This is a genomic window from Candidatus Melainabacteria bacterium (genome assembly GCA_003963305.1).
GTDB lineage: Bacteria > Cyanobacteriota > Vampirovibrionia > Obscuribacterales > Obscuribacteraceae > PALSA-1081.
In genome coordinates, this window is the sequence record RXJR01000008.1 from 104,034 (window position 1) to 121,197 (window position 17,164).

Annotated in this window: 16 protein-coding genes; 3 read left to right on the forward strand and 13 right to left on the reverse strand. The window is 57.2% G+C overall.

Annotated features, from left to right (window positions below):
- Positions 1-96: 96 nt before the first annotated feature.
- Complete coding sequence (locus tag EKK48_09515; protein ID RTL43125.1) at positions 97-1,272, forward strand: hypothetical protein; 1,176 nt, start codon at positions 97-99, stop codon at positions 1,270-1,272.
- Between the two features lie 46 nt (positions 1,273-1,318).
- On the forward strand, positions 1,319-3,214 hold the full coding sequence (locus EKK48_09520; GenBank protein ID RTL43126.1) for a PAS domain S-box protein: 1,896 nt from the start codon (positions 1,319-1,321) through the stop codon (positions 3,212-3,214).
- Here EKK48_09520 and EKK48_09525 read toward each other — a convergent pair.
- The 9 genes from EKK48_09525 to EKK48_09565 form a co-directional block, all read right to left on the reverse strand.
- A complete protein-coding gene (locus tag EKK48_09525) occupies positions 3,193-3,867 on the reverse strand; it encodes a response regulator transcription factor (GenBank protein ID RTL43127.1) in 675 nt (224 codons plus the stop codon). The genes EKK48_09520 and EKK48_09525 overlap by 22 nt on opposite strands.
- A gap of 169 nt (positions 3,868-4,036) precedes the next feature.
- Positions 4,037-4,378 (reverse strand): hypothetical protein, encoded by a 342-nt coding sequence (locus tag EKK48_09530; protein ID RTL43128.1) that lies wholly within the window; start codon positions 4,376-4,378, stop codon positions 4,037-4,039.
- Between the two features lie 343 nt (positions 4,379-4,721).
- A complete protein-coding gene (locus tag EKK48_09535; protein ID RTL43129.1) occupies positions 4,722-6,287 on the reverse strand; it encodes a PDZ domain-containing protein in 1,566 nt (521 codons plus the stop codon).
- 242 nt (positions 6,288-6,529) lie between these two features.
- Positions 6,530-7,651 (reverse strand): hypothetical protein, encoded by a 1,122-nt coding sequence (locus EKK48_09540; GenBank protein RTL43130.1) that lies wholly within the window; start codon positions 7,649-7,651, stop codon positions 6,530-6,532.
- An 11-nt stretch (positions 7,652-7,662) separates the two neighbouring features.
- A complete protein-coding gene (locus tag EKK48_09545; GenBank protein RTL43131.1) occupies positions 7,663-8,580 on the reverse strand; it encodes a DUF58 domain-containing protein in 918 nt (305 codons plus the stop codon).
- A 150-nt stretch (positions 8,581-8,730) separates the two neighbouring features.
- A complete protein-coding gene (locus tag EKK48_09550; GenBank protein RTL43132.1) occupies positions 8,731-9,792 on the reverse strand; it encodes a MoxR family ATPase in 1,062 nt (353 codons plus the stop codon).
- Between the two features lie 119 nt (positions 9,793-9,911).
- Positions 9,912-10,994 carry a VWA domain-containing protein gene (locus tag EKK48_09555; GenBank protein RTL43133.1) on the reverse strand — a complete coding sequence of 361 codons (1,083 nt, stop codon included), beginning with the start codon at positions 10,992-10,994 and terminating at the stop codon, positions 9,912-9,914.
- A gap of 11 nt (positions 10,995-11,005) precedes the next feature.
- Positions 11,006-11,590: a hypothetical protein gene (locus tag EKK48_09560; GenBank protein ID RTL43134.1), complete on the reverse strand. Its 585-nt coding sequence runs from the start codon at positions 11,588-11,590 to the stop codon at positions 11,006-11,008.
- 17 nt (positions 11,591-11,607) lie between these two features.
- A complete protein-coding gene (locus tag EKK48_09565; protein RTL43135.1) occupies positions 11,608-12,636 on the reverse strand; it encodes a VWA domain-containing protein in 1,029 nt (342 codons plus the stop codon).
- A gap of 1,005 nt (positions 12,637-13,641) precedes the next feature.
- Here EKK48_09565 and EKK48_09570 point away from each other — a divergent pair.
- Positions 13,642-14,481 carry a hypothetical protein gene (locus tag EKK48_09570; GenBank protein ID RTL43136.1) on the forward strand — a complete coding sequence of 280 codons (840 nt, stop codon included), beginning with the start codon at positions 13,642-13,644 and terminating at the stop codon, positions 14,479-14,481.
- Positions 14,482-14,949: 468 nt separating this feature from the next.
- Here EKK48_09570 and EKK48_09575 read toward each other — a convergent pair whose 3' ends face one another.
- The 4 genes from EKK48_09575 to EKK48_09590 all read right to left on the reverse strand — a co-directional run bounded on the left by EKK48_09575 (position 14,950) and on the right by EKK48_09590 (position 17,160).
- Positions 14,950-15,270 carry a hypothetical protein gene (locus EKK48_09575; protein ID RTL43137.1) on the reverse strand — a complete coding sequence of 107 codons (321 nt, stop codon included), beginning with the start codon at positions 15,268-15,270 and terminating at the stop codon, positions 14,950-14,952.
- A gap of 119 nt (positions 15,271-15,389) precedes the next feature.
- On the reverse strand, positions 15,390-15,782 hold the full coding sequence (locus EKK48_09580; GenBank protein ID RTL43138.1) for a response regulator: 393 nt from the start codon (positions 15,780-15,782) through the stop codon (positions 15,390-15,392).
- A 116-nt stretch (positions 15,783-15,898) separates the two neighbouring features.
- Complete coding sequence (locus EKK48_09585; GenBank protein RTL43139.1) at positions 15,899-16,444, reverse strand: hypothetical protein; 546 nt, start codon at positions 16,442-16,444, stop codon at positions 15,899-15,901.
- Positions 16,445-16,458: 14 nt separating this feature from the next.
- Positions 16,459-17,160 (reverse strand): hypothetical protein, encoded by a 702-nt coding sequence (locus EKK48_09590; protein RTL43140.1) that lies wholly within the window; start codon positions 17,158-17,160, stop codon positions 16,459-16,461.
- Positions 17,161-17,164: the final 4 nt, after the last annotated feature.

Consider the following 17,164-nt stretch of genomic DNA (forward strand, 5'->3'; position numbering starts at 1 on the left):
TCTAATCCGATTTTTGATTAGTCCTGTTCGCTGCAATGAAAATGCAAGAACTTCGACCTAGTATCTGTTTAAGTCATTATTCGAGTGTGAATTGAAATGGTTTTGCACAGTTCCTTACACCGCACAGAGGCGATCTCTGCCCCACATATGGCTGCAGGCGATCGTTCTCAACCTTTGATCCATCAAATTACTCTCGACGATCACAGCCGGTTCCGTGATGCAAATTCAGTGTCGGCGACTGGTTCTGAGCGCACACATCTTGCCCACGCTGATTTGAAAATTACTGATCTTGAAAAGGATAAATCCGTTCTGTTGGATAAGGCAAGTACGCCAGACGATCGGGCAAAAGCTGCCAGAGAACTGTACGAAAGCGGCATTACTGAATTCAAATATAAAGACGAACAAGGGGCTGAGAAGACATACAAAATTTCCGAGACTGTTACAGAAGGGAAAAAACAACTTAAGACTGACGATGGAAATGGCTTCGAGACAACCTTTGAATATGTTCAGGATGAGCACGGTAACTGGATCTTCGTGCCTCGACAGAGTGCAGGTGGGCTCTCCCCTGCTGCCCAGATGGGCGAACGTGGCTCACATGCTGGTGGCGCGCGTGGTGGCGGCGCTGGTATGAGCGGTGGCGGCGAGCGTGTGCCCAGCGTTAGACCCCGTGGTATGAGCTATTCTGCGCCGGACGCCAATGGCGTCGGACACTACGATGCTCCATCTGGCGGAAGATCATTCACGCCAGGCGGCGTTGATTCGCATGTATGGCAAGGAATTCAGAACACGGATGGATCTGTAGCAATAAGATTCCGCGGCTGTCAGGTTGACACTGACGGAGCTGGCGCCCGTAACCACCCGGAGGACGCCACGCGTCAGAACCAGACCAGCTTGAAGCTGTCAAACGGGGAATCGCTCAATACCGACACGGATAATTTCTTTGTCTTGCCCCCGAGCGTCGCCAGAGCCTACCATATCAAGAAAGGAGACCTTGGTTGGCTGGTTGATGAAAAAACCGGTAAGGCTGTGCCCGTGGTTTTCGGCGATGCCGGACCGGAAGGAAAGTTTGGCGAAGCTTCAGTGCATGCGCTTAAATCTCTTGGATTTACGAATGTCAGTGGACGCAACGGCGTAGACAAATCGCAGCCGTTCAAAGTCGTTTTTGTTCCGGGTTCCGGCGACGGTACAGGCGACATCGCCAGAGATTCACAGGCCATGGCTGCTAAGTTGGAGCGAACAGGCAAGGCTGGCGGGGCGACACAGCTCTCTTGAGATTGGCTCGCTGCTGGTGCGTTTCGGCGCTTAACGCCGCAGGCATATGTTGATACACTCAGTGTATTCACACGTGAGCCCGATGCAATTCAATTTCAAGCTCTCACAGAAGGCCCTTATCCTCATTGCTGTGCCACTGATATTTGAAGTGGTGTTTATTGCCGCGATGGCCTGGCTTGTTTACAGTGCTGAGCAAGAAGCGCAGCGCGAGCTGATGTCGAAGGAAATTGTGTCTACGGCCGACAACATCGCCAGCCTCACCGAAGAGGCGTTCATCTCTCTTTATGCATATAACAAAGAGGAAGATCCAAGGGCGTTGGCTCGCTATCACGCCAGGATGAGCAACATCAAAGACAGCCTCAACCAGCTGATTAAGATGACGAGCAACAAGCCGGCCGAACAAGAATTGGCTCAGAAGGCCATGAAAAGTTATGAGGAGGGTGAAGACGTTGGACGTTATGTTCTCGGTATCATTGAACGACACGAACACATCGACAAAGTCGACGATCAGGCCGCCAGCCAGCCGCCGCTGAGAATGCGTGTTTTCAAAGTTTCACGCGAACTGACATCACTAATTCACAGGTTGGCGAGGCTCGAGCGCGACCAGAGCGGGGTTCTGTCACTGCGAACTTTTCGCGATATGGAGCTTCCAGTTCTGGTGGCAGCTCTGACGTTGAGTATAGTTATCGCCGTCGCGCTGGCCCTCTTTTTCAATGCGGGCACGTCGCGAAGATTGCGTGTGCTCATGGATAATTCCAATCGGCTTGCAAGAGGCGCACCACTTGCTAAAAGACTGGATGGGCATGACGAATTGGCTGAGTTGGATAGCGTCTTTCATACGATGGCCGACGTACTTCGACAGGCGATGATGAAAGAACGTGCCATCGTTGAAAATGCTGTCGACGTCATCTGCACGGTCGACGAAAAACTCTACTTCAAGTCGGTCAGCCCCGCAGCCCGAGAGGTGTTCGGCAAAGAGCCGGAAGACCTGGCTGGGCTGAGATTGGCTTCCTTAATCGTTGCTGATGATATCGAGCGCGCTACCGAGGATTTCGAGAAAGTGCGCAGCCAGCCCGAGTCACAATTTTTTGAGAATCGCGTCAAGCGTGGCGACCAGATGGTAGACGTGCGCTGGTCGGTGAACTGGTCGGCTGAGGAGAAAGTCTATTACTGCGTGGTTTCAGATATCACTGCTCGGCGTGAGGTGGAACGTCTGAAGCAAGAGTTCGTTTCTATGATGAGTCATGATCTGCGCACTCCTTTGATGTCTATTCAGGCGTCTCTCTCATTGCTGTCAGCGGGTGCCTCCGGTGAATTGCCTGCCTCTGCCAAACGTAATGTGCTGGATGCGGAACGGAACATTTCGTACATCATTAGTTTGATCAACAGTTTGATCGATGTAGAACGCATGGATTCAGCCAGACTCCAGGTTTACCTGGCTCCTACGGAACTTTTGCCGCTGTTGGAAGCTGCTGTTCAGGCAGTGCGAAGTTTGGCTGCTAATAAGGGGATCGCGCTGGAATGCAGCAAGGTCGATCCGGATGTCGAAGTAAATGCCGATGGCGACCGCATTATTCAAGTGTTGATCAATCTCGTCTCCAATGCCATCAAATTCTCTTCGCGTGATACCACGATCAAGTTAATCGCCATTTTTAATGGAGATGGCAATGTCGAAATTCAAGTCAGTGACCAGGGTAGAGGCATTCCCGCAAGCGACATCGATTCTGTCTTCGAGCGCTTCAAGCAAGTGAAAACTTCCGACGCGACCAAACATAAAGGTTCCGGTCTTGGTCTTGCTATCTGCAAGTCGATCGTTGAGGCCCACGGCGGCAAAATCGGTGTGCGTAGTGTCGAGGGTGAGGGCACCACTTTCTGGTTTACACTGCCGCTTGTTGGTGATTCAGTGGAGACGCCGGCCGATCAAATATCTTCTATCTTGTAGCCCAGTCCATGTATGGTTTTGATCGGGCATTCGCCGCTGCTGGTCGTTACTTTTTTGCGCAGAGTCTTGATGTAGGTGCGAATCGTGTCGTCGGACGCTTCCGAGTCTGAATCCCAGACGGCGTTGAGCAGGGCTTTGGAGCTGAACACCTGGTTCGGCCTGCGCATCATGTAATCGAGAAGGGCATATTCTTTCGGCAAAAGTTGAATGTCACGCCCCTCATTTTTGACTTTGAAAGTGCTTGTTTCAAGCGAGAGATTGGCGCATGAAATAACCTGAGGTTGCAGTCCCGGGGTTCGTCTGATCAAAGCTCGCACCCTGGCGGCCAGCTCTTTTACGTGGAAAGGTTTGGTGACGTAATCGTCTGCCCCTGAATCCAGACCAAGTTCTTTATTTTCAATTGAATCTTTCCCGGTCAGGAAAATAATAGGTGTGATGCCGCCCCTGGAGCGGAAAGACTTGCATATCTCCAGCCCGGACCCGTCCGGCAAGCCCCAGTCGAGAATGATCACATCGTATTGATAGGCTGCTAAAAAGTGGTTGGCGTCAGATGCATCGTTGGCAACGTCTACGGTAAATTTTTCAAAGACCAGCCATTCCTTTACTTTTGCCGCCAGTTCGACGTCGTCTTCTATGATCAGAATTTTTGCCATAAGCTGCTCAAAAATTTCACTCCCAACATTGGCTATACCTTTTAGCGGGCGATGCTAACCGTGCTTAGATAAGGGGAAATCTTGTGATACTATTCATTATAGTTGGTTGTGGCAAAAAATGGTGGCGTATGTGGGGTCACTAGGACCGTCACAACGCCACCATTTGAGTTCAGTCGCCGACCACGATGGCTTCGATGAAACCAGCGTCGGCGAGCTTCGCAGCCATGACGCGATGGCGACCGTCTTCGATGGTGTAGCCACCACCGGCGCGGCGGTGCAGCACGACGCGAACCATATCGAGATTGCGCTCGAAACGGTCACGCATATCATCGATCTGCTGTCCGTCGCGGCGCAGCAGCTTCTCCCAGGTAGCGTCGGAGATGTAAATCTCGTTGAGCGCCACCCAGACAGTCGCTTCCTTGTTCTGGCAGTCGTTGTCGCGATCGTCGAAACGATCGTAACCGCGGCTGCGGTAATCGCGGTCAAAGCGGGTGTTGCGGGACTTGCCCATGATGCCTCCTTCTCCGGGGGCACCTGGTGCACTGCAGCGACGCGGGATTGCGCCGCTCCTAGTCCAGTCGTGTCGGCATCAGGCGGGCTGGGGTGAAGCGCGCCTGCAGTGCCGACTCATGCACCAGGTCCCCTAGAATAGGTTTGGACTGGTCATGGTTACCTCCTTTCGGTTTGGTGGCACCGCCGGTGGCAGTGTCATGGTTTCTCCACTGGATTGCACCCCGCCTCAATCTGAATTTCAGCGGGGTGCAATGCCGATGAAGATGGCAAGAAAGGTCACAGAGAACCTTACTAGCAATCTTCAGCATGGGTGGCTTGGGCTATGTTGGTTGTGCGCCGGCCTATTTGCCGTCGCGGGACTTTTTGAAGTCGTCTTCGTTCTTCTTGCGCAGTTCGTCGCGCTTCTTTTGCAGTTGCGACCGCGCATCAAGCATCGACTTGACTTGCGTCTGCGCTGCTTTCAGCTGAGCGTCGGTGCTGGCATCGTCTTCATCGAAGTTGGCAGGCTGCTTCACCTCGATGTTGGGAATCACACCCACCCAGTCCATCGCCTCTCCGCCGGGCAGGAATTCGAAGCTCGTGACGTGCATGCTGCGACCGAATGGCAGCTTGAACACCACTTGCCCGACGCCCTTACCACCCGTCGGCATGCCGATCACAATGGCTCGGTGCGTGGCTTGCAGTGCGCCGGCGAGAATTTCCGAAGCGCTGTAGCTGTCGCCGTCGACCAGCACCACAACCGGCATGTCTTTCGGCAGCAGGTTGAGCATGCGTTCCTCGGGCTTCATGCCGGTAGAGTCCGGATTGGCGCTGGAAGTCTGCGTGCGCAGGGCGAAGTTGGGCTGCACTGCGAGGCGCAGCGTTACCAGGTCATCGTCGTGGCGTTCGTGCTGTTCGAGGATGGTGCCGTCTTCCAGGAAGAACTCGGCCATCGCTTCCACGTATTGCAGGTTGCCGCCATGGTTGCCGCGCAAATCGAGGATGAGCGCTTTGCCTTTGGCCGCTTTGGTCAGGGCGTTGAACATCTCCTTCACCGAGAACTGCGACATGAAGTTGTCCAGCTTGATGTAGGAGACTCCGTCGCCGAGGTCTCTGGAGTGCACCACTGGCACGATGTAGTCGTTGCGGACGATCGTGACGTTGAACTTTTCAGTGGCACCACGTTCGATTGACAGAACCACGGGCACACCGTTGTCGCCATGAAGCAGAGCGACGGCTTCCTCAAGGCTCTTACCCTCGACCGACTTGCCGTCAATGGCGACGATGCGGTCCTTCTTGCGCAGGTTCTCTCGAGCAGCGGGGCTGCCGTCGATCACCATGGCGATGAAGAAGGGATGTTCTTTCGAGATTGCCTTCGCACCAAGCGTGGTGACCACCAGCCCGGTACCGGCAAACGTCGGTTTCTCGCTTGTTTCCTCTGCCTTGGTGTTCACAGGCAGGAAGTAATAGTCGAAGCGCTGATTCAAGCTTCGCACCATCTCCAGACAGGCAGCGTCTGCACCAGCTTCGGTGTCGAGCTTGCCGTCTTTGGCGTGTTTGTTCTCCCATTCGGCCACCCACTTGGCGCGAACAGCAGCGTCGGTAAGGGCGATGTGTCTGTCGCGAAGGGCTTCGAAAGTGGCTTTGTACAGTGCGGCCCCATCGAACTTCGCCGGAGTTGCCGACGGCGCGTTCGACGTTGCCTGACCAGCCGTACTTGAGCCGGGTTGGGCGCCTGGCAGGGCAGCCGGAGGAGCGGGCTTCTGCACCCGGGTACCGTCGGCCTTCTGCACCCGGGTACCGTCGGCCTTCTGCACAAGAATTGAGTCGTTGACAGCGTAGCTCTGCGGAACTGAAGGTCCGCAAGCAAGCGTAAGCATCATCACCGCTGCCGTGGCGATGAAGCGCGCGATTTTATTGGTTTTCATGATAGAAGCTCCCACTGCGAAGTTGTGCTTCGCGGGAAAAGGTCACTTCAAGCCGCGTCCGCCGATGTCCGAACAGTCGGCATCCATGCGCTTCCAACCGGTTGGATGGAGAGCGCAGGAATGCCTCTGCTCGCACGCGACTGCGTACGCGGGGTCTCGTGCCTCTAGTTAGAAAGCCGCCGGCGCGCGTGCACCAGATGTGCACGCACTCCACGCCGACGGCTTGAAAAGACTTGGTCCGCCTATTCGGGCTGCGGAACGATCTGCTTGATCTGAGCGATGAGCTCAGCTCGTTCGGCTGCCGACAGCAATTCGCTGCTGTCGCCGCCTTGTTTGGCCACGTAGAGCGCTGTGTCGCACTTCTTCAGGGCACTGACCACGAGGTCGTGGTTGGGCGAGTCTTTGAGCATTTCGCTCACTTCCTCGCGAGTGCGGGTGCCGGCACCCAGGTAGCCCTTGAGCGCGTCGACGATGAGGCGATACTGGCTTTCGCCGTAGCCTCCAGCTTCGCCGTCCTTGAACACCTTGTTGAGGGTCGACCAGGCCAGCTCGTTGGGCGGAATCTTGCGACCGGGGCGCTTGCGCCACAGCCACGTGCCCAGCGCCGTCAGCAGGCAGAAGCCTATCAGGCCGCCGCCGCCGTAGATGAGCGACCTGGTTGCCCAGGGCAGCATCACCGCGGCTGGTTGCATGTTGCCTTCGTTGAGGGTTTCGCCGTTGTCCAGAGTGTTCGATCTCGTCACCATGAAATCGGGCGTAGTGAGCACTTTCCAGTCGGGCTTTTGTGTGGCGGCGACGACCGAGGTGGCGTAACGCAGGTCGATGTTGAAGGCAACGCTCGGCTTGGGCACGAACGTCTGCACCTTCAGGTCGATCGTATAGAGCGTCTTGCCGTCACGTTGGGTCGTCGAAATCGAGACCGGGTTCTTCAGGGCCAGACGGAACTGGTCTGTGCCGTCGAACTTGAGGATGTCCCTCTGCAGCGTGTTGAAGTCGATGGTGACACCGTCCTCCACGAGCAGAAGGATGCGCACATCGACAACGCCGCCGATGCGGTTGCCGAACTGCTGCTTGTTACCGACCCAGATCTTGATCTTGCCGTTCTCGCACGATTTGAGAACCGGGTTTTCCGGCTTCGGGTCGGCTGCAGGGGCAGGCGGCGTGTAGTCGAACCCCTCATCGGGGTAGCCACTGGCCGAAACAGACGGGTCGACTGCCTGCACCACACTCGGTGCGGAGCAGGAGGTAGACTGGGGCGCCGACGATGTCGCGTCTTGGGCGAGCACGACGGCCGGCGCAGAAAGGAGGCTTGCGGCAGTGAGGGCAAGAGCCATCACAGGCAGCCTGAGTTTGATACTGATCATGACTGCTCCTGTTACCGGCGGTGACCGCCAAAGAGAAGCATCATCTTCGGAACGGCTGCATCACCTTCCTCTGTGCTGAACACGGCAGTTTCGCAGTGAGCAGCTTTGAGGTCGGCGAGCAACGCGTCGCGATGACGCTTGTGGTTTGCCGCAAATTCTGCGCGCGACTTCTCGGACAACCAGATGGTCTTCCATTTGCCGCTGCGCATGTCTTTGAGCGTGTAAGGACCCCATCCTTTGGGCAGCTCACGTTCGCGCTGGTCTTCGATCACGACACAGACGATGTCGTGCACCAGCGACGCGCGTTTGAGGGCCGCCTTCTCGTCTTCGCTCAGGTCGAGGAAGTCGGAGAGGATGAAAACCAGAGCACGATGGCGAGGCAGACTTCTCAGGCTCTTCACCAGGCCGCTGCCTTCGCCATCGCTTGCTGCAGCCGTTTCGATCACGTCAGCGACGATCGGGTAGAGCGCGCGCTTGGCGTTGACGGGGTTGCGCTTCTGCAGCAAGCGCTTCTCCGAGTAGGCCATGAAGCCCACTTTGTCTTGGGTCTTGCCGGCAGACTTGATGGCGGAGCCCGCCAGTTCAGCCGCCAGAATTCGCTTGGTGGCACGGGCAGTGCCGAAGTCCATGGTTTTCTTCACGTCGACCAGGACGAAAACGTTGATTTCTCGAGGTTCCAGGTATTGGGTGACGAGCATCGTTTGACCACCGGTCTGAGCCGTTGCCGGCCAGTCGATGTCGCGCGGATCGTCTCCCGGCTCGTATTCGACACGAGCCATCACGTCGTGACCACTGGAACCACGAGACTTGCTTCTGCGCTCGCCGCCGCCTGGCATGATCGTTTGCGACCGCCAGCGCACGGGGATTGCACAGGAGGCAATCTTGCGGATGACACCGCTGATTGTCTCCTGAGTCTCTTGAGTTCTCATGTGAATCTCCTCGAAAGTTCAGGTAAACGAAAGGACCATCGCGAGTTTCGCTCGCGGTGCTTAAACCAGTACGGTTCGCTGTGTTTTCTCAACTACAGCTCCCTGCATTGACCCAAGCACCACTGCTTGGTCCGCGATGGTCCAGGCGCGTTACTTGCTTGCGCTCGTATCGACTACCTTGACGCGCTCGAGAACCTTCTTCACGACCTTGTCGGTGGTGACACCGTCGTGGATGGCCGCATCGGTGAGGATGATGCGGTGCCGCGCGATGTGCGGGAAGACCCGCTTCACGTGCGACGGTTCGATGTGGTCGTCGCCGTTCAGGAAGGCGTAGGCGGCGGCGGCATGCAGCGTGGCGATTTCGCAACGCGGCGAAGCGCCGAAGGCGATCTGCTCGCGCAGCGCCTTGGCGTCTTTGCCGTGCACGGCATCGAACGACCGCACTTCTTCGTCGTTCTCCGGGTCGCCGGGGCGGGTGCCGCGGGTCAGGTCGACGATGTACTCGACGAGCGGCAGGGTGGCCTGGCTGCACAGCTCGAGCACCTTCACCTGCATCTCGAGGAGTTCTTCCACCGAGACGACCTTCTTCACCTTCGACTGCGCCTTGCGCCCGTGCACTGCGACGTTGCGCAGCATGGCGATCTCGTTTTCGCGCGAGACGTACTTCATGTTCAGCTTCATCAGGAAGCGGTCGAGAGTGGCTTCGGGCACCGGGAAGACGCCTTCGTTCTCGACCGGGTTCTGCGTCGCCAGCATGATGAACAGCTGCTGCAGGTTGTAGGTCGTGTCGCCGATCGTCACCTGGCGCTCCTGCATCGCTTCCAGCAGAGCCGAGAGCGTCTTGGGCGTGGTGCGGTTGATTTCGTCGGCGAGCAGGATGTTGGAGCCGACGATGGCGCCGACTTTCTTGACGAAGTCCTGCAACTTCTGGTTGAACACCTCGACGCCGGTGATATCGGTGGGCTTCAGGTCAGGCGTCATCTGGATGCGCGCCGACTTGGAACCGTCGATGCCGGCCCGCAGGGTGTTGACGAGGGTGGTCTTGGCGGTGCCGGGAACGGCTTCGAGAAGCACGTGCCCGTCCGCCAGGAGGCAGACGATGATCATGGTTTTTTCTTCGTCGTAACCAGAGACGACGGTGTCCAGCTCCGCGCGCAGCGCGATCGCCTTGGACTGCAGTTCTTTGATGTCTTTCACTTTGAAAGGCTCCATGTGGTGGGAACGACACGACCGGTACCGCCGGCCTGGCTTGTCGCTCCCAGTTAGAAGCACCGCGTGCGGTGCTTCGAGGCTTCTAGGTTGGGGTTGGAAGAAACGTGTGCGCAGCGGTCTTACGAACGCCGTTGAAAGCGTTGCAAGATGGCGCCGCGCAAAATCAATCCGAACAAGAGCACAAGGGCAAGCCCCAGCGGATACTGGTAAACGTGCTTGTCGTGTGTCTGTGCTTTGCTGCCCGTGAGCTTCGAAGCCCACTGAACATTCAAGGGCTGACGCGGGTCAAGACGCACGTAGGTGCCGTCCGTTGCCTCCCTCAGTTTTTCAAGATTGCCTTCTTCGATGCCGGTTGTCACCGTGGCTTTCTTGTCGTCCTGGATGTAGCCGGTCATCTGACCGGTCTCCGGGTTGTAGACCGGAATCGGAACCGGTGTGTCCGAGCCCACGCCGACGATGACGACGCGAATGCCGCGTGCTTTGATTTCATCGAGCACCTTGCTGAGAGCAGCCTGGTCGCCCGTGAAACCGCCATCGCTGAAGAGCACGATCACCTTCTGGACGTTCGACTCTTTGGCGTTGTCGAAGATCTGCAACGCCATTGACAGACCCTCGGCATAGTCGGAACCACCGCCGGGAGCGTTGCCGACGTTCATCCAGTTGTCGATCACCCAGCGCAACGATGCGAAGTCGTCGGTCAGGTCTGCCTGGTCGAAGCCGTTGCCGCAGTAAGTGGCGATGCCCATCTGGTTGCCCACGATGGCGGGCATGATTTGCCCTGTCATCACCTGCTTCACGACCTCGAGGCGCGTGCCGTAAGGTCCGGGTACTTCCGCTGCCGGCACACCTTTCTTGGGCGGCATCACCGGACGGAAGTCTTCTGCGTTCATGCTCTTCGAGACGTCGGAGACGACAACGACGCGCAGGCTGCCCGACGGCACCGTATCTGGTGCACGAGGCATGATCGGTCCGGCGGCGGCGATGACGAGCATGGCCATGGCTACGACCCAGGCCAGCGCAACGCCCGCCTGGGTCCGCACCGAAGGCTTGGCGCTGTACTTGTCGACCAGCCGCTCTTCACCGTATGCCTTGCGAGCATTGCGGCGAGCCTGGTAGGCGAGGAGAAGCGCGCCGGCAGTCAGTGGTATCACACCGGCCAGCGCGAATAAGAGATACGGTCTGAGGAAGCTTAGCGTTTCCATCGGTAAGCCTCCTAAATGTTGTTCCGGTCACCCTTGCCAGGCATGTTGCCAGGTTCGGTGCCGGGAACTTGCTGGTTGCTCGGCTGACCCTTGCCTTTGCCCTTGCCCTTGCCTTCTTGCTGAGCCATGGCCGGGTTGTTCTTGAAGAGGAGCTCGAGGTCGTACTGGGTGTAGCGAGCCTCTGCTTCCATCTCCTGCGCCCGGGAGAGCAGCATGTCGTTGTAGTCGTTGCCGGGGTTCAGCATGAGCGACTCTTTGAAGGCCTGGAGGGCAGCAGGACCCTGCTTCAGCTGCAAGAGGGCTTTCGCCTTCTGGAAGCTGGCACGGGCTGCCACGTTGCGGTCAGGTGCCGGGTAGAAGAAGTCGTGTAAGGCAGTTTCGTTGGCCGCGGCGGTTTTGTAAGTCGCCAGCGACTGGTCGAAAAGTTTCACTGCCCCCTTCATGTCGCCAGCCTCGTAGGCTTGAAGACCGGCGTTGAAGCTGTCGACCGGGACGTTCGTCCAGGTCGCGAGGTAGAGACCGCCCAGCATCATCAAGGCTCCTAACAGTGAGCCGAGACCGAGCCAGCGGTTTCGTTTCTTGCGAAAGATTTTCATGATTGTCTCACTTGTAGTTAGGCGTCATCACGGACCAAGACGGTCGATCCGAGGTAGAGCAAGCCCAGAATCAACGCCAGACCGAGAAACCACTCGCTGATGTCGCGTTGCGACACCACCGGGTCGACCTGGGTGGTCGTTTTCTCGAGCCGGTCGATGGTAGCGAAACCGTCCTGCATGGCCTGGGTGTCGCCAACCGGAATCACCATGCCGCCTGCCTCTTCGGCGAGACGCTGCAGGTCGGGTTTGGAACCGCTTCCCCAGGATTCACCAACACCGAGCACGTAGAGCTTGATGTGCTCTTTCTTCAGCAACTCGACGAGTTCTCCGAAGCGCTTGGTGTTTATGGAGTCTTCTCCGTCGGTGACCATGATCAAGACTCGCGTCTCGTCAGGTTTGGTGATCTCCAGCAGGTGGTTGATGCCGCCCTGGATGCCGCCGACGTTCTGGTTGGAGTCGTCGGGACCGCTGAAGTTCGTACCACCGGCGTTGTACTTGACGATCAGGTAGAGCTTGCGGTTGATCGTGTTCAGGTCCAGGGTGAGTGGCCACACGTAGTAAGGCTGGTCGTTGAAGAGCATCAGTCCGATGCGGTCGCCCTTGCGGTTCGGGCTGTTGACGAAGAGTGATGCTCCTGCCTGTGCAGCATCTGCACGGGTGGGTGCTTTTGGTTCCACAGGCGTGCCGTCGCCAGCCACAGGGTTGGGCTTGGCGGGAGGGGTGCCGGTGAAATCCTGTTGGTTCTTGACGGTCAACTTCGAGTCCATCGAACCCGAGACGTCGACGTCGAGCAAGTAATTGCGCGTCCGGACGGTGGTCTTCTCGCTGTACTCGGTCAACTGAGGACCGGAGAGAGCGGCGACGAGCACCAACCAGAAGGCAACAAACAGAGTCATGGGCAGTCGCCCCAGCAGTGGCACCACGCGCAAGCGCGAATGGAGCTCCACTTGAGGATGCCCGAGAGTGTCTCTGCGTCTGCCTGCCAGCCACAAGATGGGGACAAGCAAGAGGGCTAACGCAAAGAACCCTGGCGAAGCGAAGTTCATTTGAGACCTCCTTTCAGAGCCGGGTCGACGGGGGCATTCAGCTCCGCCATCGATTGCTCAGATAGTGTCCATGCAGCTCCAACTGGAACCGGCGAAGTAAAGCGGACTGGGCCACGCCTTGTCTAAGGTGTAAACCGGAAAACGCTCTATAACGCTGATGGCTGTAGGCTGTGCTGTCTGGAGAAGGAAAAGGAAAAGTGACGAACTTAGCCTAGGAAAGGGCCAGATCTAAAGCAAATGAATAAAGAAATGGTTAGTAGTTACTTCGCGCGCACTATGAGTACCAGTTAAGTTCTCAGCCATTCTTTCAGGCTTATAACTTCACAGGTGATCGGTGGAGAGCCTCATGGAGTGTCACTGTTACAGTTCTAGCCCGGCAATGTTTCAAAATTGCTTCGCGTGTTGCCAAGACCCGACCGGGTGATCAACACCTTTAGCGCAACGACGCTAAATCGTCCATTTCGACCGTGCCAGTCTGGTGTTGCAAGAAAAACTGTTCTTGGCATGAACCAGCGAAAAATGAACGTAGTTTGTCGAGCGATATCGTTGCCATATGCTATCGATAACTAGCACATTTGAAACGCCTGAAAACCTGTCGACGCAAGGAATCAGGCCCGGTCGGCGTTTTACAATTAGCTGGTCTTCGCGCGAGAACTCTCGCAGACTCTTCTCAAGCATGCCATCGCGCCGCGCAGACCCTTCTCCGGTATTTCCTGCGGGGCGGATGTTCTAGAACGAAAAGATCTCTTTGAGATCTTCTTTCTATTGCTAAAGCATTCATAAAACCTTTAGCTTTGAAGCATATCCAACCCCTCTTTCAAAAAACGAAACTTTTTACCCGAATCCCCAGTTAACTTCAGCGAAATTGACACCAGATGCAGTGCTTTCAGGCATGAATTTGGTGCCGGTTTCGCGTAACTGTCGGTTTTCATAACCCTCATCCCAACTGCACGTCACGAACGATTTCGAGCGTGTGGCTGGTTTGACTAAAACAAGGAAACTACCATGAGCAGCAATTCTCTCTATGCGCTGGTGAGCGTTTCGCTCGTCAGCTTGCTCGCTCTGGCAGGTCTTCTGGCAATCCCAGTCAAACCTGCTCAGATGCGTCGCATCGTCTTCGTGCTCGTCGCGCTCGGTACCGGCACCATGCTCGGTAACGCGATCGTGCATTTGATTCCCGAGTCGTTCGAATTCGTCGACAAGGGCGCTATCGCCGGAACGACCGTGTCCATCCTCATCCTCGCCGGCATGACCTTCTGTTTCGTGATGGAGAAGGTGCTCAAGTTGCACTGCCATCACGGCACCGAGCACGTTCATGAGGATAAGGACTGCCATGCGCACGAGTGCGAAGAGGAAGATGATGACGAAGGTCATCACACTCACGCGCACGTGCATGGCATTCACCCCACCGGTCACATGAGCATGATCTCGCACATGGTCGACAACCTCACTGACGGCATGCTGATTGGGTCGATGTACCTGATTAGCATTCCTGCTGGTGTTGCCACCACGCTGGCCATCTTGATGCATGAACTCCCCATGGAGTTCGGCAGCTTCGGTGTGCTGGTCAAGGCTGGCTTCAGCAAGCACGGTGCGGTGCTCGTCAACCTGGCTTCTGCGATTGTGGCGCTGGCAGGCACCATTCTCGTCCTCGTGCTGGGCAACAAGGTGCAGGCTCTGCCTGTTTACCTGACGCCTATCTGCGGGGGCATGGTGCTCTACATCACGATGACGGCTCTGATTCCGCGCATGCTGAAGGAGACCCATCCTCTGCGTTCGCTGCTTCAGGTCGGCATCGCCAGCATCGGCGTCATCATCATGATCTTGCTCAAGATCTACGAGTAAGCGCCTGGCAGGCACACGTCATCCTTACGGAGGCTGTGCCTGTACGCGTGCTGCTCATCGGTCTGCAAAAAACTTGCCTTACGTGTAAACGAAGGCGCCATGCGTGGTTGAGGTAACTCGCCCCGCATGGTTTTTTTGCGCCATGTTGTACTATTTGTTATCGTAGTACAGTCATTCTTCTTTTGGAGACCCTGGAAGGCGTTTGTACGGTCTTGTTGCCTCGGCGTATGATATTCCTCAGTTTGTCTCCAGTAACCACGCCCGCAGGACCTTACAGCGCTCTCTCTTGAGTCCAGGAGTGCCGGTAGTGTGATTGTGTATCATGGCGCGTTTCTCCCGAAATTGGCTTTCGCTAATAACTATAAGCCATAATAGGTATTTGAAAAAAATGTGTGTTGCCGACCAGCTTGAGGAGAGGTTCCTCGCGCCGGTCGGCACAACACAGTTGGTTCAGGAGCTGGCGTCTTGTTAGAAGACTTCCGCCTCGTAAAAGAACGGTCCAGCAGCCCTTACCTTGTCGGCCGGTTGTTCGAGCTCATCGTGCTGACGCTCGAATCCTTCGAACTTGCCGGGCAGTCCCTGGGCAGCCTGAAGAGTGTCCGTGTAGATGATGAACATCCCCAGCAGGAAGCCGACCTTGACTGCAACGAGCCCGGTGTGGCGACCGCCGTGGGTGCGGATGAATGACCGGACTGTCTTTTCGAGAGAGGCTCTCTCGGCTGGGGTGCCCTCGTAGCGCGGCGGACCGACGTAGAGGACCTGGTAGAGGTTGGTAGGCATGGCGCACATCCGATTTCTCGGTCGTTCCCAGAAGCAATTTGCTTCGCTTCTGCGTGCTTCTCACGCAGAGGTGTTGCTGGGAAGGCATTGCGCTCGAGCCAGCCCTTGACCGGCCCGAGAATGATCGTCTACTGCTTCAAGGTGCCGTGACGCAGCTTGTCCCAGAGCAGGTCCTTGCGAACCGCGGCTGTGGCACCTGCTTTCAGCATCTGTTCGTTGAGCGAATCGGCTCCGCTTATGGCGACCACCGGCAGACCGAGACGCACCAGATAAGGTGTTATGTCCCAGCCGTTCATGTTGCCGCCTTTGATTCTGCCGTCCAGCAGAGCCAGGTCGTACTCGCCCTTTGTGAGGGTGCTTTCCGTGCCGGTCGGGTTCATGAGGATGACCTTGTCTCCTTCCACCCTCACCCGCACGAAATGCACAAGCTCGCCGCCCAGACGGTCGATGAGAATCTGGAGGATTTCTCCAAAGTAGAACTCGTCGTCGAGCAGGAGTACTTTCTTGCCGGCTATTTCCACGGCAGCTGCTCCTCTTTGATGTGTTAAAGCCAAAAAATGAGCCTGAAATGCAAAAAAGAATTGAGAAACGGTGGTGCCTGAGCACCACCGTTCCCAACTCTCAGCCGCGCCCGACGTTACTTGACGTCGAACGAAGCCTTGAACTTCTTGCCGTTCGGGAGCACCGTCGAGCCGCCCGTTCCGCCGTACCAGCCGCGGTAGCGGTTGACCTCGTGGAACTCGATGTCGGCCGGCCCGCTGTGACGCACCTCGAACACGAACGTGCGCGAGCCGTACTGCGGGTTGTTGCCGTTCTGCATGAACTGCCCGGTCGACTTCAGCTTGAAGCTGCCGTCGAGAGGCTGAACGACGTCCCACTCGGCGCCGGAGTACTGGTCTTCGTCGAGGACGATGTGGATCTCCTCGCCGATGCGGATGCCGCCGAACTTCTTGCCGTTGTCGCCCATGCGCACCGTGGTGACATAGACGTTGGTGGCAGCGGTGGTGGCAGCCTGGGTGAGCGAATCGGCGTCCAGCGGACCGGCGCACGACTCGCACGAATCCAGGTCATCCGAGCACGTGGCGCAGAGCTGGTGGGCGAACGCCGAGGTGATACCGCCACACTTGGTGCACTTGCCGGGAACGGCAAGCGAATTCTTCTTGCTGCAAGGATCGCAGAGCATGGTTGGGGTCCTCCTTAGCGCTTGCTCTTGCAGCCGGTGCAAGAGCAGACGAACGTGACCGAGGGCCGCTCCGGCGGAGTCAGGCTGACCAGGTCGTTGCAGTCGGGCGGCAGCTCGGGCACCACCATCTTCGACAGGCTGCCGGCAAGGGCCGCCATGTGGTCGGGAATGGTGCGCAGCTGGAACTCGAGCTCGTACTCGATGTCGGGCGGCTGGTGACCCACGATCTCGGGGTCCTTGGCCAGCCGGGCGACGACGAAGAGCAGGCCGGGCTCGTTGGGGATTTGCTTGGGCTCGAGCGTGCTGGGCTCGCTGCCGTCACCTGCTTCGGCGACGTCGGTGGACGGCGCTTCCAGCAGGGTGATGCCGTCGTTGACGGACTTCTCGGCAGGAACGTTGACCACCGTCTTGTCGGCGGGGTCGCGGAACATGAGCAGGTTGCCCTCGGCATCGCGCTCGAGGTACTGCACGCCCTTCTCGATCTTGGCCGCGATGAGCAGCTTGCCGTCCTGGTAGACGAGCAGCTCCGCACCGAGGCGAGACATCACGCGCAGACCGACCGCTCCGTGCGGAACGGCGCAGTACGTGACACCGGAGTGCTCGAGGTTGTACTCGAGCGGACGCGTCCACAGCTTCTTGCCGGGCTCATTCAGACTGTCGGTCCGATGAACCACGTCGATGCTGAGGGTGCGCCCAATGCTGTCTGTCATCTTCATTGGG